Source organism: Prochlorococcus marinus str. MIT 9314, assembly GCF_000760035.1.
Classification (GTDB): domain Bacteria; phylum Cyanobacteriota; class Cyanobacteriia; order PCC-6307; family Cyanobiaceae; genus Prochlorococcus_A; species Prochlorococcus_A marinus_B.
Genome location: NZ_JNAO01000012.1, coordinates 57,267 through 77,842, shown reverse-complemented (window position 1 = coordinate 77,842; position 20,576 = coordinate 57,267). Strand labels below are relative to the sequence as shown.

General features: G+C 32.7%; 21 protein-coding genes and 2 tRNA genes. 13 read left to right on the top strand and 10 right to left on the bottom strand.

Annotation, left to right across the window (positions count from 1 at the left end; all coding sequences use genetic code 11):
* The first annotated feature begins 9 nt into the window (after positions 1 to 9).
* Both ppc and EU98_RS02680 read left to right on the top strand, forming a co-directional pair.
* Positions 10 to 2,979, top strand: coding sequence for a phosphoenolpyruvate carboxylase (gene ppc, locus EU98_RS02675; protein WP_032516090.1), 2,970 nt, complete (start codon positions 10 to 12; stop codon positions 2,977 to 2,979).
* Positions 2,980 to 2,982: 3 nt separating this feature from the next.
* Entirely contained in the window at positions 2,983 to 3,429 is a 447-nt protein-coding gene (locus tag EU98_RS02680) for a hypothetical protein (protein ID WP_032516089.1), read from the top strand.
* 11 nt (positions 3,430 to 3,440) lie between these two features.
* Here EU98_RS02680 and EU98_RS02685 read toward each other — a convergent pair.
* Positions 3,441 to 3,514, bottom strand: a tRNA-Arg gene (locus EU98_RS02685).
* Positions 3,515 to 3,591: 77 nt separating this feature from the next.
* On the opposite strand from EU98_RS02685, the gene recF reads away from it, so the two are divergent.
* A complete protein-coding gene (gene recF / locus EU98_RS02690; protein ID WP_072165461.1) occupies positions 3,592 to 4,692 on the top strand; it encodes a DNA replication/repair protein RecF in 1,101 nt (366 codons plus the stop codon).
* A gap of 52 nt (positions 4,693 to 4,744) precedes the next feature.
* The gene (speD, locus tag EU98_RS02695) at positions 4,745 to 5,179 is read left to right on the top strand and encodes an adenosylmethionine decarboxylase (RefSeq protein WP_032516087.1); all 435 of its coding nucleotides are present in this window, start codon (positions 4,745 to 4,747) and stop codon (positions 5,177 to 5,179) included.
* Between the two features lie 6 nt (positions 5,180 to 5,185).
* Here speD and larE read toward each other — a convergent pair whose 3' ends face one another.
* Positions 5,186 to 6,010 carry an ATP-dependent sacrificial sulfur transferase LarE gene (larE, locus tag EU98_RS02700; RefSeq protein WP_032516086.1) on the bottom strand — a complete coding sequence of 275 codons (825 nt, stop codon included), beginning with the start codon at positions 6,008 to 6,010 and terminating at the stop codon, positions 5,186 to 5,188.
* A gap of 108 nt (positions 6,011 to 6,118) precedes the next feature.
* Between larE and EU98_RS02705 the strand changes: the two genes are divergently transcribed.
* A complete protein-coding gene (locus tag EU98_RS02705) occupies positions 6,119 to 7,279 on the top strand; it encodes a cob(I)yrinic acid a,c-diamide adenosyltransferase (RefSeq protein ID WP_032516085.1) in 1,161 nt (386 codons plus the stop codon).
* On the opposite strand, the gene moeB is transcribed toward EU98_RS02705, so the two are convergent.
* The gene (gene moeB / locus EU98_RS02710) at positions 7,276 to 8,439 is read right to left on the bottom strand and encodes a molybdopterin-synthase adenylyltransferase MoeB (protein ID WP_032516084.1); all 1,164 of its coding nucleotides are present in this window, start codon (positions 8,437 to 8,439) and stop codon (positions 7,276 to 7,278) included. The two genes, EU98_RS02705 and moeB, sit on opposite strands and share 4 nt — an antisense overlap.
* 294 nt (positions 8,440 to 8,733) lie before the next feature.
* Here moeB and EU98_RS02715 point away from each other — a divergent pair, with 294 nt between their 5' ends.
* Positions 8,734 to 9,099, top strand: a complete 366-nt coding sequence (locus tag EU98_RS02715) for a CAAD domain-containing protein (RefSeq protein WP_032516083.1) — start codon at positions 8,734 to 8,736, stop codon at positions 9,097 to 9,099.
* A 7-nt stretch (positions 9,100 to 9,106) separates the two neighbouring features.
* On the opposite strand, the gene EU98_RS02720 is transcribed toward EU98_RS02715, so the two are convergent.
* Positions 9,107 to 9,985, bottom strand: a complete 879-nt coding sequence (locus EU98_RS02720) for a fructosamine kinase family protein (RefSeq protein WP_032516082.1) — start codon at positions 9,983 to 9,985, stop codon at positions 9,107 to 9,109.
* A 4-nt stretch (positions 9,986 to 9,989) separates the two neighbouring features.
* Here EU98_RS02720 and crtD point away from each other — a divergent pair, with 4 nt between their 5' ends.
* Complete coding sequence (crtD, locus tag EU98_RS02725) at positions 9,990 to 11,495, top strand: C-3',4' desaturase CrtD (RefSeq protein WP_032516081.1); 1,506 nt, start codon at positions 9,990 to 9,992, stop codon at positions 11,493 to 11,495.
* On the opposite strand, the gene EU98_RS02730 is transcribed toward crtD, so the two are convergent.
* Positions 11,485 to 12,324: a prephenate/arogenate dehydrogenase gene (locus tag EU98_RS02730; RefSeq protein WP_032516080.1), complete on the bottom strand. Its 840-nt coding sequence runs from the start codon at positions 12,322 to 12,324 to the stop codon at positions 11,485 to 11,487. The genes crtD and EU98_RS02730 overlap by 11 nt on opposite strands.
* A 95-nt stretch (positions 12,325 to 12,419) precedes the next feature.
* Between EU98_RS02730 and EU98_RS02735 the strand changes: the two genes are divergently transcribed.
* Together EU98_RS02735 and EU98_RS02740 are read left to right on the top strand one after the other, a co-directional pair.
* Entirely contained in the window at positions 12,420 to 13,868 is a 1,449-nt protein-coding gene (locus EU98_RS02735; RefSeq protein ID WP_032516079.1) for a DNA helicase, read from the top strand.
* Between the two features lie 29 nt (positions 13,869 to 13,897).
* The gene (locus tag EU98_RS02740; RefSeq protein ID WP_032516078.1) at positions 13,898 to 14,143 is read left to right on the top strand and encodes a DUF2839 domain-containing protein; all 246 of its coding nucleotides are present in this window, start codon (positions 13,898 to 13,900) and stop codon (positions 14,141 to 14,143) included.
* Between the two features lie 2 nt (positions 14,144 to 14,145).
* On the opposite strand, the gene recA is transcribed toward EU98_RS02740, so the two are convergent.
* The 5 genes from recA to ndhN all read right to left on the bottom strand — a co-directional run bounded on the left by recA (position 14,146) and on the right by ndhN (position 17,804).
* The gene (gene recA, locus EU98_RS02745) at positions 14,146 to 15,243 is read right to left on the bottom strand and encodes a recombinase RecA (RefSeq protein WP_032516077.1); all 1,098 of its coding nucleotides are present in this window, start codon (positions 15,241 to 15,243) and stop codon (positions 14,146 to 14,148) included.
* A gap of 112 nt (positions 15,244 to 15,355) precedes the next feature.
* Positions 15,356 to 16,132, bottom strand: coding sequence for an HAD family hydrolase (locus EU98_RS02750; protein WP_032516228.1), 777 nt, complete (start codon positions 16,130 to 16,132; stop codon positions 15,356 to 15,358).
* A 16-nt stretch (positions 16,133 to 16,148) separates the two neighbouring features.
* Positions 16,149 to 16,220 (bottom strand) — tRNA-Gln (locus tag EU98_RS02755).
* Between the two features lie 103 nt (positions 16,221 to 16,323).
* Positions 16,324 to 17,322, bottom strand: a complete 999-nt coding sequence (locus EU98_RS02760; protein WP_032516076.1) for an LdpA C-terminal domain-containing domain — start codon at positions 17,320 to 17,322, stop codon at positions 16,324 to 16,326.
* Between the two features lie 5 nt (positions 17,323 to 17,327).
* Entirely contained in the window at positions 17,328 to 17,804 is a 477-nt protein-coding gene (gene ndhN, locus EU98_RS02765; RefSeq protein WP_032516075.1) for an NAD(P)H-quinone oxidoreductase subunit N, read from the bottom strand.
* Between the two features lie 279 nt (positions 17,805 to 18,083).
* Between ndhN and rplC the strand changes: the two genes are divergently transcribed.
* Genes rplC through rplB form a run of 4 tightly spaced genes read left to right on the top strand, consistent with a single transcriptional unit; the run spans position 18,084 to position 20,541 of the window.
* Positions 18,084 to 18,737 (top strand): 50S ribosomal protein L3, encoded by a 654-nt coding sequence (gene rplC / locus EU98_RS02770; protein WP_025923608.1) that lies wholly within the window; start codon positions 18,084 to 18,086, stop codon positions 18,735 to 18,737.
* Positions 18,734 to 19,366: a 50S ribosomal protein L4 gene (gene rplD, locus EU98_RS02775; protein ID WP_025956207.1), complete on the top strand. Its 633-nt coding sequence runs from the start codon at positions 18,734 to 18,736 to the stop codon at positions 19,364 to 19,366. Before rplC ends, rplD begins: the two co-directional genes overlap by 4 nt.
* Positions 19,363 to 19,665 carry a 50S ribosomal protein L23 gene (locus tag EU98_RS0109080; RefSeq protein WP_011377190.1) on the top strand — a complete coding sequence of 101 codons (303 nt, stop codon included), beginning with the start codon at positions 19,363 to 19,365 and terminating at the stop codon, positions 19,663 to 19,665. Before rplD ends, EU98_RS0109080 begins: the two co-directional genes overlap by 4 nt.
* 12 nt (positions 19,666 to 19,677) lie before the next feature.
* On the top strand, positions 19,678 to 20,541 hold the full coding sequence (gene rplB, locus EU98_RS02780) for a 50S ribosomal protein L2 (protein WP_002807290.1): 864 nt from the start codon (positions 19,678 to 19,680) through the stop codon (positions 20,539 to 20,541).
* The last annotated feature ends 35 nt before the right edge of the window (positions 20,542 to 20,576 follow it).

Sequence of the window (20,576 nt, the reverse complement as noted above, 5' to 3'; positions counted from 1 at the left end):
AATGATTATATGGAATCTTTTCGACAGATAAAAAATAATAACGTGGATCTGATAAGTAACAATGATCCACTTGATAAAAATCGTCTTCTAATTGAAGATCTATGGGAATCTGTGCTAAGGGAAGAATGCCCAAATGATCAAGCAGAGAGATTGATACAGCTTAAAGAATTAAGTTATTCAAAACAAATTAATGGCGATAGTTCAAAAACTTTTAAAAATGAAATAGTTGATATTGTAAATTCTATGGATTTAGCAGAATCCATAGCAGCAGCAAGGGCTTTTTCATTGTATTTTCAACTCGTGAATATTTTGGAACAAAGAGTTGAAGAAGATAGATATATTCAAAGCTTTACCAATAAGGATGTTCAAAAATCGCCCGACAATCTTGATCCTTTTGCCCCTGCATTGGCTAGGCAAAATGCGCCAGTAACTTTTAGAGAATTATTTTACAGGCTGAGGAAATTAAATGTTCCCCCTGGAAAATTAGAGGAGTTATTGCAGGAAATGGATATTCGTTTAGTTTTTACTGCACATCCGACGGAAATAGTGAGACATACGATTAGACATAAGCAAACAAGAGTAGCAAATTTATTAAAAAAAATACAAATTGAGCAATTTCTAACAAAAGAAGAAAAAAATTCTCTAAAAACCCAATTAAAAGAGGAAGTAAGACTTTGGTGGAGAACAGATGAATTGCATCAATTTAAACCTTCAGTTTTAGACGAGGTTGATTATGCCTTGCATTATTTTCAGCAAGTTTTGTTTAATGCTATGCCTCAATTGAGGGTCAGAATCGCTGAAGCACTCACTGAAAATTATCCAGATGTTCAGATGCCCTCTGAATCTTTTTGTAACTTTGGGTCTTGGGTGGGCTCTGATAGGGACGGTAATCCATCGGTGACTCCTGAGATAACATGGAGAACTGCTTGCTACCAAAGGCAGTTAATGTTGGAAAGATATATTGCTGCGACGTCTAATCTTAGAGATCAATTAAGTGTCTCAATGCAATGGAGTCAAGTCAGCTCCTCTTTATTAGAGTCACTAGAAACTGACAGGGTTAAATTCCCCGGAATATATGAAGCTAGAGCTACAAGATATAGATCGGAACCCTATAGATTGAAATTAAGCTATATTCTAGAGAAATTAAGACTAACACAAGAAAGAAATAATTTATTAGCTGATAGTGGGTGGAAATTTGCCTTAGAGGGAGAAGTTGATAGCAAAAATCTAGATAAAGTTGAAAACTTATATTACAAGTCAGTAAATGAATTTACTTATGATCTCGAACTAATTAAAAATAGCTTAATTAGTACAGATTTAACTTGTGAGTCTGTGAATACCTTACTTACTCAAGTTCATATTTTTGGATTTTCTTTAGCAAGTTTAGATATTCGACAAGAGAGTACAAGGCATAGTGACGCCATACAAGAGCTCACAAATCATCTTGATTTATCTGTTCAATATGACCAAATGTCTGAGGAAGAGAAAATTAAATGGCTTATAGACGAATTAAATACAAAAAGGCCTTTAATTCCATCTGACGTTAACTGGACAAAAACTACAGAAGAAACCTTTTCAGTTTTTAAAATGGTTAAAAGACTACAGCAAGAATTTGGAAGTCGCATTTGTCATTCTTATGTAATTTCAATGAGTCATAGTGCATCTGATTTGCTTGAAGTTCTCTTATTGGCAAAAGAAATGGGACTTCTTGATCAAAATTCGCAAAAATCAAAATTATTAGTTGTTCCTCTTTTTGAAACTGTGGAAGACCTTAAAAGAGCACCGGAAGTAATGGAAAAGTTGTTTAAATTAGATTTCTATAGATCATTGTTGCCAAAAGTAGGAGAATCTTGTAAACCTCTGCAAGAATTAATGCTTGGATATTCTGATAGCAATAAAGATTCGGGGTTTGTTTCTAGTAATTGGGAAATTCATAGAGCCCAAATAGCACTTCAAAATCTCTCAAGTAGAAATAATATATTGCTAAGACTTTTTCATGGAAGAGGGGGTTCTGTAGGGAGAGGAGGAGGTCCAGCCTATCAGGCAATATTGGCTCAACCAAGCGGTACTTTAAAAGGGCGAATAAAAATAACAGAACAAGGTGAAGTTTTAGCCTCTAAATATAGTCTTCCCGAACTGGCTTTGTACAATCTTGAAACTGTTACTACAGCGGTAATTCAAAATAGTTTGGTCAATAATAGACTTGACGCTACTCCTGAATGGAATCAATTAATGTCTAGGTTGGCAGAAACATCAAGGTCTCATTATAGAAAACTAGTGCATGAGAATCCTGATTTGTTGAATTTCTTTCAAGAGGTAACTCCAATAGAAGAAATAAGTAAATTACAGATATCTAGTAGGCCTGCTAGAAGAAAAAAAGGTGCAAAAGATTTATCAAGTTTAAGAGCTATTCCATGGGTATTTGGTTGGACACAAAGTAGATTTCTTTTACCAAGTTGGTTTGGAGTAGGTACTGCATTGTCATCTGAATTAAATTCAGATCCACAACAAATTGAATTATTAAGAGTTCTGCATCAAAGATGGCCATTTTTTAGGATGCTAATATCTAAGGTCGAAATGACATTATCTAAGGTGGATTTGGAAGTTGCTAGATATTATGTTGATACTCTTGGCAGTAAAGAAAATAAAGATTCTTTTGATAATATTTTTGAAGTAATTTCTAAAGAATATAATCTTACAAAATCTTTAATACTTGAAATTACTGGTAAAAATAAGCTCCTAGAATCTGATAGAGACTTAAAATCATCAGTAAGCTTGAGAAATAAGACAATTATTCCATTAGGGTTTTTGCAGGTTTCACTTCTAAGAAGACTAAGAGACCAAACAAGACAACCTCCAATAAGCGAATTTCTTATAGATAAAGACGAATCTAGAAGAGCTTACAGCAGAAGCGAATTATTGAGGGGAGCACTTTTAACTATTAATGGGATAGCAGCTGGCATGAGAAATACAGGTTGATAATTGCAATACTTTTCTAAAAAAAAACTTGTTCTACCAGAAGGTTATTTTGTTAACTCTTCTCAAATCCCATTAGCTAAAGAAGTTAACAAACTTTTATCGAATTGTGGTAGTGAGACATTTCCAATAAAAGCTCTTACTGAGGCTATTCAGAAAAGTAATTTCTTTTTTACCATACAGAATGAATTAAAAAATAAATTATATGGCTTTGTAAGGGTTACGTCCGACAGGGGATTGAATGCTAACTTATGGAATTTAAGTGCATTGCCAGATAATAATCAGCAACTTTATTATTCAATATTGCTACAAGTAACTCTTGAGAAAATAAATAGAGAAATGCCTGGATGCAGTATTTCTGTACAGGCTCCAGTGTCTTCGTTTATAAGTCTAGAAGAAAATGGATTTATACTAGATCCAAATGGAATAAGAGTAATGGGATATAAACTTTAAAAATTATTTTACGAGCATGGAGGGATTCGAACCCCCGACTCTCAGAACCGGAATCTGATGCTCTATCCAACTGAGCTACATGCCCTTTAATTTTTCAATTTCTTTAAAGAAAATCTAAATATTTTAAACTTAGCTAATTTAATTAATGAATGCACAAAAAAAATTTTTTTAAATAAACTAAAAATTAAAAATTTTCGAAATCATAAAAGTTTTGAAATTGATTTAAAAGAGCAAAGAGCAATTGTTCTTGGCTGTAATGGTATTGGTAAGTCAAATTTACTTGAATCGGTTGAATTTTTAAGTCAATTAAAATCTAATAGAGCACTAAGTGATAAAGATTTAATAGAGAATGATAGTGATATGGCTGTTGTTTTAGGACAGATAAATTTTAAAGACGATTTAAAGTTAAATTTATTCCGAAAAGGCCCTAAAAGAATTTATGTCAATGAATCAATCTTGAAAAGACAGAGTGAAATAAAGAATTATATACGAAGTGTATGTTTTTGTTCTAATGATATAGATATTGTTAGAAGTGAACCCAGTTATCGAAGAACATGGATTGATAAAGTCGTATCTCAGCTTGAACCAGTATATTTTGATCTGATAAGCAGATTTAACAGGCTTTTAAAACAAAGAAGTCATTTTTGGCGTTCGGAAAGTTTCTTAAAAACTCAATCCACAGATATTGTTGAAAGCTTTGATATTCAAATGTCAATAATAAGTACAAGAATTTTTAGGCGAAGAAGAAGGGCTTTATTAAAAATAAAACCATATGTTGAATATTGGCATAATTATTTAAGTAAATCTAAAGAGCAAATAAGCATAAATTATCTTTCGGGGATACAGAATATAAGCCCAGAAGAAGAAGAAGAAGAAGAAGAAGAAGTGATTAGAAAAAAAATAGCAGAACAACTATTAAATCAGCGTTCAATAGAAGCATTGACTGGTAAATGTAATTTTGGACCTCATCGTGATGATGTTGAGTTTCTTATTAACAATGTTTCAGTTAGAAAATATGGTTCATCTGGACAGCAAAGGACTTTTATCTTGGCTTTGAAGATGGCTGAACTGGATTTATTAAATAAAACATTTAATGTTCCTCCAATACTTATATTGGATGATGTCTTGGCGGAATTAGATTTAACCAGGCAAAATTTGTTATTAAATTCTGTTGGTAAAGATAGTCAATGTTTCATAAGTGCGACGCATTTAGATAAATTTAATCAGTCTTTCTTAGGCTCATCACAAATGATTCACTTATAATTCAAAAAACGCATGATTTTAAGCTAATCTTAAATTCATATAATTTTCTTAAATGGAAATCTACAAAAAAAATCAAATTTTAAGTAAGTTTCAAGATGATAATAAATTAACTCATCAAAGTAAGCACCTTTTGTTGGAACTTTATAGATGCGATTGCGAGAAATTAAATGACGAATCCTTTTTGCGCTGTACTTTAAATAGAGCTGCTAAATTGGCAAATGCGACAGTTCTTAATTTGATAAGTAACAAATTTGAGCCTCAAGGGGTTACGGCGATTGCATTACTGGCTGAATCTCATATTTCAATACATACTTGGCCTGAATCTAATTATTCGGCAGTCGATATTTTTACATGTGGTCAAAATATGATGCCTGAACTAGCTAGTCAATATTTGATTGAATCCTTGATGGCTAAAGAACATTCATTGCGTGTCATTGAGCGAAATCCCCCTTCAGCAGTCTCTAATCAGATCAGAACTGTTGTTTGACAATATTTACCTATTTAATTTTCCGCTTACAAGTCCCTCAAGATCTAAACTTGTGCAATTAAATCCTAAATTAGAAAAATATTGAACTAACTCACGAAAATTATATTTGTTAAAAAAATGCTTTAATTCATCTTGGGGAATTTCTATTCTGGCAGTTGAGCCTTGGCATCTAACTCTAACCTCCGATATTCCACATTCTTTAAGATATTCTTCTGCTTTCTCAACCATTTTTAGCCTTTCACTAGTTATTTCATGGCCATAAGGAAATCTTGATGATAAACAAGGTTGAGCAGGTTTATCCCACCAAGGAAAACCCAATGCTCTTGATATATCCCTAATGTCTTGTTTTGAGACTTTAAATTTTGCAAGGGGAGAGATAACTCCTGCTTGTTTTGAGGCTTGTATACCTGGTCTGTAATCTTTAAGGTCATCCAGATTGACTCCATCTAAAACTATCTTGTAATTAAGTTTTTTAGAGAGGTAGGTTGTATGTTTGTGGAGCTCTTTTTTACATGCAAAGCACCTATCCTTAGGATTTTCACTGTAACTTGATTGGTCTAATTCTGATGTTTTAATCTCTACATGCTTTACTCCAATCCATTTTGCTTGCCTTCTTGCTTCTTCACGAAGAGTAGTGGCTAATGCAGGAGAAATTCCAGTTACGGCAATTGCTTTGCTGCCTAATTGCTCGAATGCTAATGATGCTACTAATGTACTGTCAACTCCTCCGGAATAAGCAATACAAACACTATCGAGATTCTTAATGTATCTTCTAATTGTATAAAGCTTTTCACTTTGTTCATCAGAGAGAATTTCTAGTTGATTGAACATGCTAATTACTTTAAAATTCAAATTACCTATGAATAGGTTGAATTTATTATTAAATATTTAATAATATTCTTATCTATATCTTAGATTAAATTTACTAATTTTGTTCAATTGACGAATACGAGTAGAAATAGTGGAATTGGTATTGTCACAGCAAGTGACAGTCAAGAGAGATCAAAAGGTCAATTACATATTTATGATGGAGAGGGTAAGGGGAAAAGTCAGGCTGCCTTGGGAGTAGTTCTCAGGACAATAGGATTAGGAATATGCGAAAAAAGACAGTCAAGAGTTTTACTTCTAAGATTTTTAAAAGGCCCTGAGAGACCATATGACGAGGATTCAGCTATAGAGGCTTTACAAAGAGGCTTTCCACATTTAATTGACCATGTAAGGACAGGAAGATCCGAATTTTTCACTGCTGACCAAGTTACAAAGTTTGATATTGGTGAGGCCGAAAGAGGTTGGAATATTGCTAAAGGAGCAATTGCTAGTTCTCTTTATTCTGTAGTTGTACTAGATGAGTTAAATCCAGTTCTTGATTTAGGAATGCTTGATATCAATGAAGTAGTTGATACTCTGCAAAATCGTCCAGATGGATTAGAAATAATTATTACTGGAAGGGCAGCCCCACCCTCTTTGGTAAGAATATCTCAACTCCACTCAGAAATGAGACCACGTTTTATAGGAGACTTATCAGAACTATCCAAACAAAGTAGTTCTAGTGGTGGAATTGAGATTTATACAGGTGAAGGAAAGGGTAAATCCACAAGTGCACTCGGTAAGGCTCTTCAAGCTATTGGTAAAGGAATTTCTCAAGATAAAAGCCATAGAGTTTTAATATTACAGTGGTTAAAAGGTGGAAATGGATATACCGAAGATGCTGCCATAGAAGCTTTGAGAGAGAGTTACCCTCATTTAGTAGATCATTTGCGTTCAGGCAGAGATGCCATCGTATGGAGAGGTCAACAACAACCAATTGATTATGTTGAGGCTGAAAGAGCATGGGAAATTGCAAAAGCTGCTATTTTGTCTGGCTTGTATAAAACAATCATTTTAGATGAATTGAATCCAACTGTTGATTTAGAGTTGTTACCTGTGGAATCAATACATCAAACGCTCTTAAAAAAACCAGCAGATACAGAAGTTGTAATTACTGGGAGGTGTAAAAATGAACCTTCATACTTTGAATTAGCTGATGTTTACTCTGAAATGGTTTGTCATAAGCATTATGCAAATGTGGGAGTTGATTTAAAAAGAGGAGTTGATTACTAACTTATTCTTAAAAAATTATTTGCACAATATTTTTTTATTTTTTCAATGCCGCCTTCAATAGATCTTGACTGAATTTTGAATTTAGACAAGATTCTTGAAGCTTTTTCAGAGCGTTTCCCCGATTGACATATAGTGAAAACCTCTTTATTCAAACTTTCTTTTTGAATAAATTTTAAGTCAGATTCTTGCTTCAAATGACTCAGGGGAATTGAGATAGATCCCTCTATTGCGGATTTAGAAAACTCTTCATTTTCTCTAACATCAATTAAAAGAATTTTGTTAGGTTTTGCTTTGTATAAACTATTAAAGTCATTAGCATTAATACTTTTAATTTCATAGTTTTTCCCGCAATATTCATCATTATTATAAAAGCTCTTAAACTGAGACAGATTTTTTATTCGTTTATTTAACTGATCACTTTTTAGATGTAATTTTTTTATATTCATATTAAAAAGATCAAAAATTAAAATTTTCCCATCTAAAATTTCACCTTTTTTCAAAATGATTTTGATAATTTCATTTACCTGAAGAATTCCTATTAAACCAGTTGAAACACCTACTACCCCGTATTCTGCACAACTAGGTACAGCATTTTTTATAGGTGATTCTGGAAGTAAGTCTCTTAAATTAGGACTATTTTTATATAAATTGAAAACACTTACTTGCCCTTCAAAGCCTTGTACACTTCCAAAGACTAGGGGTTTTTTTAATATCAGGCATGAATCATTTATTAAATATCTTGTGCCAAAGTTATCCGAGCAATCACAAATAACATCAAACTCCTTTATTAATCCAAGAGCATTTTTAGGATTAATTCTCTCTGAAAAGGTTAATATTTCACAATTAGGATTGAATTTTTTAATTCTTTCCCGAGCAGAATCAATTTTAAGATTACCAATAGTATTTGTTTCATGAATTATCTGTCTCTGGAGATTAGACTTTTCAACTTGATCGTTATCAACTATTCCAATTCTCCCAATTCCTGCTGCAGCTAGATAAAGCAAAACAGAAGAACCAAGCCCACCTGCTCCAATGCATAATACTGAGCTGTTTTTAAGATTTAGTTGGCCTTCATAACCTATCTCTTTGAGGGTCAAATGTTTTTGATATCTTTCTTCTTCATCAGAGTTTAAGAAATTAAATTTTATATCTTTGGACATTGAAATCCTTTAATTTTTGCGAGATAAACTATGAAAATATAATAATTAAAATAAAAATTTTAGACTTTTAAATTTTTCTTATTACTCTGATTTATTAATGTTTTTGTTAGAACTAGATCATAATGTGAAGTTTTTATAAATCAATTTTAAGTTTAAATATCTTCAGAAAGCATATATACCAAGGCCTCTCAAAAAATACAAAATGTTTCGGTTCGGAATTTTGCACAACAAAAAGGTAGTCAATAGACGTTTTTTCCGATACTGTCTGGTTCATATATTAAGTTTACTGAATTCATGAGTGATAACACTCCAGAGTCAAACCAAGACTCCGGCTCCGATACAAGCTCAGAAACCAAAAGTTTTTCAGAGAAGTACTCTGATGTTATGGGAAAAGTCAACGAAACCCTTGGTAATGTTGATTGGACTCAAATGGGCAAGTACGGCAAGGCGGCAGGCATAATTGCTGTTGTCGTAATAGCTCAGATAATAATTAAAGTCGTCATTGATACGATAAACTTTTTTCCAATTATTCCTGGTTTACTTGAACTGCTAGGGGTCATTGTTGTCGGTCAATGGAGCTGGCAAAATCTTCGTACCAGTGAAAATCGTGAAGCTGTTCTAGATAAGGTACAAAATCTTAAGAAGACATATTTAGGTTAGTTAAAGATTACATATTAAGAATTGCTTTTATGTAATCTTCAACTTGGTTTATGTACCCTCCTCCAAACATATTGGCGTGATTCAATATGTGATAAAAATTATAAATAATAATTCTTTTTTCAAATCCTTTTTTTATAGGAAAAATTCTATGGTATTCTTCATAAAATTCTTTTCTAAAACCTCCAAATAGTTTTGTCATAGCTATATCTACTTCATTATCTGCCCACCAAGATGCAGGGTCAAATATAACCCCCTTCCCATTTTTGTCCATTCCTGCATTGCCTGACCATAAATCACCATGAACTAGAGTATTTATTGGTTTGTGATTCAGCAATTCTGATTTAATTTTTTCTTTAACTTTATTTATAGTTTCTTTATCTAAAATTCTCGATTTAAGACTTAATAATTGAGGTATTATCCTTAAGTTTAAAAAACAATCTATCCAATTATCTTCCAAGCCTTTTTTCTGATCTGTTGTTCCGATAAAACCCTCAACTGGAAACCCAAACATTTTGGGGTTAGATTCAGCTGATTTCAAGTGCAATTCACCTAAACCTTTTCCAAGCTTTTTTTGGTCAAAGTTATGCATATCTATCCATTCAATTAAAAGAATCTCTATATTTTTTATATTTTTATATGCAATAACTTCAGGAATAACTAAGTTTTCTTGATTAATGTATTTTCTCAAATTTTGGAGACAATATTTTTCAAATTTAAGAAATTTTTTGTTTCTAATGTTTCTTTTAAGGAATAACTTTTTGTTTGAGAATTCTATTCGCCATGCATTATGAATATCGCCACCATGTACTTGTTCAATACTTTTTGGATAGGTTTCACCTAATTCTTCACAAATTTCGTTAATTTCAATAGGAGATAATTTTTGCATCTTAATGAAAAAGTCTGAAGTTATTGTTGTAGGCGCCGGTATAGCAGGACTAACTTCTGCAGCGATTTTATCAAAACAAGGATTATCTGTGACTTTAATCGAATCTCATACTCAAGCCGGAGGATGTGCCGGTACTTTTAAAAGAAAGAATTATACTTTCGATGTTGGCGCAACTCAGGTTGCTGGTTTAGAGAAGGGAGGAATACATTCTAGAATTTTTGATTTTTTAGATATTCCATCCCCAGAAGCTACAATTTTAGACCCTGCTTGCATTGTTGATTTAAATGATGGTGGTAATCCTATACCTATTTGGTATGAAAAAAGTAAATGGATTGCTGAACGAGAAATGCAGTTTCCTGGGAGTCAAAGATTTTGGAAGCTTTGTACCCTAATACATGAAAGTAATTGGATATTTGCTAATAATAATCCTGTATTACCAATAAGTAATTTTTGGGATTTTTCTCAACTTCTCAAAGCACTAGTACCTTCAAACCTTGTCACAGGTATCTTACTTAAATCTACTATTTTTGATCTATTGCGGATATGTGGATTATCCAAGAATGAGCGCTTGATTAAATTCTTAAATCTTCAACTAAAACTTTATTCTCAAGAGGACGTTTATAGTACTGCAGCATTATATGGATCTACTGTTCTTCAGATGTGTCAACAGCCACATGGTCTGTGGCATCTTAAAAAATCTATGCAGTCTTTAAGTGAATCATTAGAAAGTTCATTAATTAAAACTGGAGTTAATTTAATTTTTGGACAAGAAGTTAATTCTATAACTTTTGACGACGTAAATATGTATTGGCAAATATCTGCTAATTCGAAAAAAAATTCATTTATTTATCAAGCAAAAGATGTGATTTATACCGCACCTCCACAATCCTTGCTCAAGCATTTGAAAGATCCTTTAGACAGAAAAAAAAATTATAAAAATCGACTTAATAATTTGCCTGATCCAAGTGGAGCTGTAGTTTTTTACTCAGCATTAAAAAAGGAACATATTAAAAAAACATTCTCCAATCATTATCAATTTGTTTCAAAAGAATTTTGTTCGTTATTTGTATCAATTAGTGATGATGGTGATGGAAGAGCGCCAAAAGGTGAGGTTACTTTAATTGCCAGTATCTTTACCAAAACTAAAGATTGGTTTGATCTAGATAAACAAACTTACTTAAAGAAAAAAAATGGTTTCATGAAAAAAATATCCCTTGAATTGGAAAGTCAATTTGATATTGATCCTGAAAAATGGCTACACAGAGAATTAGCAACTCCATTGGGCTTTGAAAAATGGACAAAAAGACCTAATGGAATAGTAGGCGGGCTTGGTCAAAATCCAGATATTTTTGGTTTATTTGGATTATCAAGTAGGACACCTTTTGAAGGTTTATGGTTATGTGGAGATTCTATTTATCCAGGAGAGGGGACTGCAGGTGTTAGTCAGTCTGCATTAATGGTTTCAAGGCAAATTTTAGCTTCCAAAGGTATAGAAAATTTTAGTTTATAAATTTTTGTCTGTTTTCTTTTGCTTCAGCAAGTTTTTTTGAAAGTAAATCCCAATTTTTTTCTTTAATAAGAGATTCCAGTATATTCAGCTTATTTTTAAAATTATTTATGGAATTTAAAACATTAATCTGATTATTAATAGCTAAATCTAGGCCAAGTTGTTCATTGCCTCCGCCAACTCTCGAAGTGTCAGCAAATCCTGTAGCAGCTAATTTTTGCGAGAGATCTAATAAAGATTGATTATTTTTTGTTTGCGCAGTTTCTATGAGGGCAGAAGCTAAAAATATAGGCAAATGAGAAATTAGAGATACTGCTTCATCATGCTCTTTTGGCGAAGCTTGGCAAATTTCACAATCCATTGATTTTATGAGCTGGGAAATAGTTCTGACTGAATTTAAATCACTATTTTGTGTTGGGGTAATAATCCATTTTGCATTTTTAAAAAGACCTTCAAAACCTGAATCAACTCCTTTTTTTTCTGTGCCTGCCATTGGATGAGATCCAATAAATAGAGGATGTGAATTTTCCCATGTATTTACAATTGGTTCTTTTACAGACCCTACATCAGTTAGTATGGTTTCCTGAGGTATTGATGCTACTAATTGTTGCGACGGACTGATCAAGTCTTTGATAGGCAATGCCAAAATTATTAGTTCACATTTTTTTAATAAGTTCAAATCACAGCTAACAAAATTTGCAAGTTTTTTATCCTTAGCTTTTTTTTCATTAAATTCATTATTTGCTATTCCATAAATTGTATGATTTAGACTTTGGAGTTTTAATCCTAAAGAACCACCGATTAATCCTAATCCTACTATTCCAATTTTCATAAATTAATTAATTCAAGACCCTTTTTTATTGATACCAATTTTTTGTATATTAGGTTCATAAATTTTGCATGTTTTTGAAATTAAATTAATTATAAATGCTTGAAATTTTAAGTCATCAATATTTGAAAAATTTTTTGAGAGATCAAAGTATTAATTGGGAGCATATATATTCTTTTGGGAGGATAGTTTCCAAATGTATTGAAAATGATTCTACCTATCTAATTAATTCAGAAATTTTCTCTAGCTATGATTGGTTACCTCCAATTTTGATTTCTTTATTTTTAAAGGAAGAGGATTCAACTTTTATTTTATCTAAAGAAAAAATACAATTTATAAGCCAATTTCAGATTGATTCATTGAAAAATCTAGGTTTTAATTTTATTTTGAAAAATGATCAATTTATTTTTGCAAATCATCATGTTCACTTGATAACTATCCAAAATTTTCTTAATGATCCCAATTCTCGTAATCTTAGAAATCATCGAATAGTTTATTCAGGAATTGAGGATATAAAACAGGATTTAAAAAATCATTTTAGGATTTCTTTACTTAAAAAGGATTGGACAAAAAATTTTAAAGAATTTGAATTAATCAATCAAAAATTTATAAAAGTATATGATTCGTTGAAGAAAAAGTTCTTCTTGAGAAAGGTCTTAGGAAATAGTTATATTAATTTAGATGAAAAAGAAATTAGTTTCTTGTCAAACTTTTTTCATGAAAATTCTTTTTTTTCTGATAAATTTTTAAGCGTCAACAAAGCATTATCTCAAGGTTGGGCATGCTGGGTAAAGTTAAACGATACAAATTTAGATTGGAATTTGTATTTACAGCCAATAGATGAACTTTTTCAAATTAAGGAATTTTTTTCAAATAATAAATTTGTTTTTTTATCAGCATTGAGAAAAGATAATTTTTTCCAAATGTATTTTAAAAAGCATAGTTTAGATATTGACTTGGTTATTAATTTTAAGAGTAATTTTGAAGAGAAAAAGATTTCTTTATATATACCCTCTAAACAGTTGCTTCCAAATAATCCTTTTTTTACCAATTCAATCTTGGACAAATGCAAAAAGTTAATACTTTTTAGAAAGGGTTTAACTTTAGTGTTGTCTGATGATATTGATTTAAAAACTAATCTTGCTACAGAATTAGCTTCTACTTACGGGAAGAGAGTATTGCTAGAGACAATTCCCTCAGGTAGAAATGAAATCCTTTGCTCTAGTTTTGACTGGTGGATTATGAATTCTTATTTAATTCAAATTCCAGAACAAATTATCATTCCTTTACTTCCGATTCCGAATATGTCAGAACCCATTAATGCAATTACTGTTTCTCATAAAAAGAAGCTTTCTCAAGATTGGTTTAGAGACTTCTTTCTTCCTCAAGCAAGAATTAAACTTGAAAGATCTATTTCTCCTTTAAGAAGAAATTCAGGTAAGTTAATAATCCTAGATGGAAGAGCAAATAAAAGAAATTGGGGAAGATTACTTTTGCAAAACATTCAACCCTCAAAACAAATTAACTATATGCTACCTTTTGATTAGGTTATGATTTTGTAAATAACTAAAGAAATATGGGAGAAGCAAAAAGACGTAAAACACTTGGTTTACCTCCAAAAAAAAATAATAGTAAAACTAAAATTGATGAGTCTCCAAGATTATTTGAATGGCTTCCCTTTACAATCAATCAAAGAGATAAACTAATTAAATTAAGTATTAAGGCCAGTTGGTTTGGAATCGGAGGGTTAGTAATCTTATGGATTGTAGTGAGATTTATAGGCCCTGCTGCTGGGTGGTGGACTTTAGCTGATTCTTTATAAATCTAAGCTACTGTTTTTATATCATTAACAGCGATTGTATTAGTAGGATTGCTATTTAATGCTTTCATTGAATTAGAACTGACTTCTGTTCCTTCTGTTAATTTCTCTTTAACCATAGATTCTACTTTATTCCTGATTTCTAAGTTTTGATCAAGCCAAATAATTGTATTATCTCTTCCTTGTCCAATATTTTCTCCTTCATAACTATACCAAGCACCTCTCCTTATGATGATATTAGTCTCTTCTGCTAAATCTAATAAGCATCCTGTTGTACTAATACCTTTCCCAAAGAGAATATCAAATTCTGCAATTCTAAATGGTGGTGCAACTTTGTTTTTTGCTACTTTTACTTTTGCTCTTATGCCATATTCCTCAGTACCTCTTTTAAGAGTTTGAATTCTTCTGATATCAAGTCTTACTGAGGCGTAAAATTTTAATGCATTACCTCCTGTGGTTGTTTCTGGATTGCCGTATGTAACTCCAATTTTTAAGCGTAATTGATTCAGGAATATTACCGTACATCCAGATTTGCCAATATTTCCTGTTATTTTCCTCATTGCTTGGCTCATTAGCCTTGCTTGGCTTCCAATTACATGATCTCCCATCTCTCCTTCTATCTCAGCTCTTGGGGTTAGTGCTGCGACCGAGTCAACAACAACAAGATCTACCGCACTCGATCTTATAAGTTGGTCAACTATTTCTAGAGCCATTTCACCAGTATCTGGCTGTGAAACTAACAAATTTTCAACATCAACACCTAAAGAGGCCGCATAAACTGGATCGAGTGCATGCTCAGCATCTACAAATGCAGCTACTCCTCCATTTTTTTGAACTTCCGCAATCGCGTGAAGCGTTAATGTAGTTTTTCCTGAACTTTCTGGTCCGTAAACTTCTACTACTCTTCCTTTTGGATAGCCTCCTCCTAATGCCAAATCTAAGGTGAGCGCTCCAGTAGATATTGTTTCTACTTTCATTCTTGAGGCGTCACCAAGTCTCATTATTGAACCTCGTCCAAAATTTCTTTCTATTTGACCTAAGACAAGACTTAATGCTTTGTCTTTTTCTTTTGATTCAGTTTTGTTCTTTTCTTCAAGGCTCATTGTTTGATTTATCGGTTAAAGTTCTTGTAATTATTCTAAATTTGGAAATTTTTATTTAAACCAAACTTCATAAATACAAACTATAGTACATCTGTACTCTAGCTGATTATATTCAAATTGCAACTAATTCTCCAAGGTTTCCTAATTTTAATAATTTGATTTCATTACTTAACTTATTTTTATCTGATTCCTTCAAATATCCCCAATCAGCTAGGAAGCATGGAATGTGAGAAGTTTCTGAATTTTGTTTAATATCGACTAGAGTTTTTTTTCTATCTTCTATAAAGCCTAAAATTTCATAGGTTTGTGTAAGTTCTTCAGCTATTTTGATTTTTGTTCCTGATTCATAACCAAAAATAAATTCTGGAAAAATATTTAATTGTTTAAGAATTTTTTCTGCAAATATTTTACCTTTAGTTGTTATGACTCCAGTTTTTATTCCTCTTTTGTTTAATTCTTTCATAAAATTTATAATTTCAAAAAAAGGTTTATGTAAATTTACCCACGATTTAAAATCTTTATCAATTTGGTACTTGCGAGACTTATCTAACATTTTTTGTATATCTTCTGCTATCCAGGAATTTTCATTTAATATCCTCTGGCAATTTTGATGATAATTATTAAGGAAATCTTCTTTATTATGACTTTTTAATGGATTTTCTGTTCTTATAATTTCATGAACAATTAGAATCATTTCCCAACCATATTTAACCCAAGGCCTAATTTCTTTGAAAGAATTTGGTACTCCTTGATAAAGTTTTTGATCAATAGTGATGTTGGGTGAATTTAAATATCTTTCGCAGGCCAGCAAGGAGCTATGCCAATATTCTTGCATTCCATCAACTATTACTCCATCAAAATCAAATAGAAAAATTTTTTGAGAAGACACCAATTGAATATTAGAACTGGGCCGCTAGGATTCGAACCTAGGAATGTCGAGACCAAAACCCGATGCCTTACCACTTGGCGACGGCCCATTGAATTACCATTTTAATACATGAGAAGATTTTTTTCTATCCAAAAAATACAAATTTTTTATAAACATGGCGCTAGTTTTGAAAAATACAAATATTATTTGAATTAGCTCGATTTCCATGGCTCTAGAAATTTCTGAGCTTTTTTGATCGCCAAGCTCATTTTTTCAGGATACTCATAGAGTTTTTTGTTATTTTTGTGAGCAAATTCAATAAGGGGCTGCATAATTTTTCTTGCAGCACTTCCAAATGCTATTCCATCTGGGAGATTGTTTGAATTCAACAATTCATGAGTTTTTTCATTTGTTCCTCCTGCTAATTGAATTAATCCTGGTGGAAGATCTGAGCCGATTTTTTCAAACAACTTAACAGCATCTCTACTTGTTGTAGGAGCAAGATCTCCAGACATTGGCCTTCCATCTAGTTGCCAAATAAGGGGAATATCTAGCTCATTAAGAATTTCATATCTTTCCCAAAGAGCTTTCAAAAGATCTTCTGGCTCTTGGGCTTTTTTGAAAGATTGATTTAATCCACAACTAATAGATATCTTGTCTAATTTCATTCCAGAACTTTTAAGGATACTTACAACTTTTGTAAAAGAATCTAGGCGATTGATTTCTGTATGAATTTCTACTGCATTAGGCCTTATTGTTTGAAGTGTTGATGCCAAATCATTTTTTGACAAATTATATTCATATTCACTAATTAGATTTAGAGGACAACTATTTAAACATCTTCCACATCCATAACATTTACTCTCTTTAATTCCGAAATTATCAATTGCAAAGGTGGGGCATACTTTTTCGCATGGTCTTGGACAACTAGGGGGACATTTTAAAGGATCAAATTTTGCTTTTCGAAAGTGGATATCATTACCATCACTAATACTTATCATTAATCCAGGAGAGTTTTTAAAGACTTTTTTTGCCCAATCGATTCCTTTTTTTGCTGCATAAACTATAGATTCTTCTGCTGCAACATCTATGTAGTCGACACCAGCAGCAGTATAAATTGCACATAAATCTTCTATGGCAACAATATCTTCATTACTGGCACCACAAATTAACTTAATCCATTTATCTTTTTTATTCTTGATTTTAATCAAACAATTTAACTTTCAAATTCATCCAAAATATAATTACTTAATGGTTTCCATTCAAGTTTTCTTGAACCCCCCATTTCAACAACTATTTTTAGTTTATTATCGTTAGTGCAAATCTCTATTAAGCTTTCTAATTCAGATTGAGATAATACTTGACCTTCTAATAACCAAAGTAATCTATTTTTATCATTTTCATTAAATAACTCAGAAGCTTGTGGGATTACTTGTTGAACTTCCCCAAGCGCTCCGTTTCTTCCTACACTTTGATGACCAAGGTGAGGTGGTCTAACGCCATGCAATTTGAGCAAGAAAACTTCTGGATCTCCAAGCCCTCTTGCTGAAGTTATAAAAGTTTTAAAGCCTTTGGCCCTCATTCTCCTCAAAAGACGAGTTTCATAACCACCTTCAAGAGGAGCAAATATTGCGAGACATTTGTTAGTTTTTAAATCGTTATGAAACTTTTTCCCTGAGAGAAGTAATGGCATAAGAATTTCCTTTATTTCTATTTTATTTTATTTTATGGTACTTGATGATGTACAATTGTAACTCAGTGAATTTTTAAGCTCGCAAGCTAGCCGAGCCTCTGAAAATTTCACATTTTTTAGCGTTTCGTTAAAAAACTCAGGTGGGTTTATCCCGAGAGAAACTATCTATTATTTCAGATAAGTCTCGACCTTACTAATTGTTTTTTTATTAACTTCACCTTAATAACTGAAAGGTTTAGATAATTGAAAAATTATTACGAGCTAGCCTAATTTAGTCTTATGTCTATCGGAATTTTAGGAAAGAAATTGGGCATGTCCCAACTTTTCGATGATAAAGGTAATTCGGTACCAGTTACTCTTATAGAGGCTGGTCCGTGCCGCGTCACTCAACTGAAAACAACTGCTTTGGATGGTTATACCGCCGTTCAGATAGGTTATGGCTTGTCCAAAGAGAAGCATTTAAGTAAACCTGAAAAGGGACACTTATTGAAATCAGGTGAAGAACTTTTAAAGCATTTGAAAGAATATAGGGTTGAAGAAACTTCATCTTATGAAATCGGAAAACAAATAACTGTAAAAAACTTTGAGGTTGGTCAAAAAGTTGATATCAGTGGCAAATCTATGGGTAGAGGTTTTGCAGGTTACCAGAAAAGACATGGTTTTAGCAGAGGTCCTATGAGTCATGGTTCAAAAAATCATAGAGCACCAGGATCTACAGGAGCAGGAACAACTCCGGGTAGAATTTATCCAGGGAAAAGAATGGCAGGAAGATATGGAGGAAAACAGATAACTACCAAAGGATTGTTAGTTCTAAAAATTGATGATCAGAAGAATTTGCTTGTAGTAAAGGGTTCTGTTCCAGGTAAGCCCGGCTCAATTGTCAACATTAAGCCAAATAATGTTGTAGGCAAAAAAGGAGGTGAAAAATCATGACAACACTTGAAACTTTAAAGTGGGATGGTAAAAAATCAGGCAAAGTTACTCTTGATTTAGCAGTTGCTAAAGAAACTTCTTCGGCAGACTTAATCCATAGAGCAGTCCTTAGACAGCTAGCAAATAAAAGACAAGGGACAGCATCAACTTTGACAAGATCTGAAGTGCGCGGGGGCGGTAGAAAGCCATACAAACAAAAAGGTACAGGAAGAGCTCGTCAAGGATCAATAAGGACACCCTTAAGACCTGGTGGAGGAATTATTTTTGGACCGAAGCCACGTTCTTACAATCTTGATATGAATCGTAAGGAACGTAGATTAGCTCTTAGAACAGCTCTTATGTCCAGAGTATCTGATATGAAGGCTGTTGAAGATTTTGGATCTACTTTAAAGCAGCCTAAAACAAGTGATATAATCAATGGACTTGCTCGATTAGGTATACAAAAAACTGAAAAAGTTTTGGTTATTCTTGATAGCCCTTCCGATATTATAAAAAAATCCATTAATAATATTGAGAAAGTAAAATTAATCGCTGCCGATCAATTAAATGTTTTTGATATTCTCAATGCCAATAAATTGGTAATAGGTCAATCAGCGATAGATAAAATTCAGGAGGTTTATGCATCATGAGTAAATTATTCGATTCTCGTTTAGCCGATGTAATACGAAAGCCAGTTATTACTGAAAAAGCTACAAATGCACTAGATCTCAACCAATATACTTTCGAAGTAGATCATAGAGCGGCTAAACCACAAATAAAGGCAGCTATTGAAGCCTTGTTTAGTGTTAAAGTCATAGGAGTTAACACTATGAATCCTCCTAGGAGAACAAGAAGAGTCGGGAAATTTTCCGGTAAACGTTCTCAGGTCAAGAAGGCAATTGTACGTCTTGCTGAAGGAGACAAAATCCAACTATTTCCAGAATCTTAAGGAGTTTTAATCATGGCAATACGTAAATTTAAACCTTATACACCTGGCACTAGGCAGAGAGTAGTTACTGACTTTAGTGAAATCACAAGTGCAAAACCTGAAAGATCACTAATAGTTTCAAAACATAGAGTTAAAGGCAGGAATAATCGTGGAGTTATCACTTGTCGTCATCGTGGAGGTGGTCACAAAAGGCAATATAGATTAGTCGACTTTAGAAGAGATAAAAGAAATATCAACGCTAAAGTTGCAGCTATACACTACGATCCTCATAGAAATGCAAGATTGGCACTTTTATTTTACGAAGATGGAGAGAAAAGATATATTATCGCTCCAGCAGGAGTAAAAGTCGGACAAAATGTCATTTCTGGAGAAAGTGTTCCAATTGAAGATGGAAATGCTATGCCGCTTTCTGTTATGCCATTAGGATCTAGTGTTCATTGTGTTGAGTTATACGCAGGTAGGGGTGCTCAAATGGTTAGATCCGCAGGAGCTAGTGCTCAAGTTATGGCAAAAGAGGGAGATTATGTTGCTTTAAAACTCCCATCTACTGAGGTAAGACTTGTAAGAAAAGAATGCTACGCAACTCTTGGTGAAGTAGGTAATTCTGAAATAAGAAATACTAGCTTAGGTAAAGCAGGAAGAAGAAGATGGCTTGGAAGAAGGCCTCAAGTCAGAGGTAGTGTAATGAACCCATGTGATCATCCACATGGAGGAGGAGAGGGAAAAGCACCAATTGGTAGAGCAGGCCCAGTTACACCATGGGGTAAGCCAGCTCTTGGACTAAAGACACGTAAAAAGAACAAACCAAGTAATAAATTAGTCGTTCGAAGACGCCGTCGCGTTTCTAAGAGAAGTAGAGGAGGAAGAGACTCTTGATTACTTCATTTATTATTTCAATTTCTATTACATAA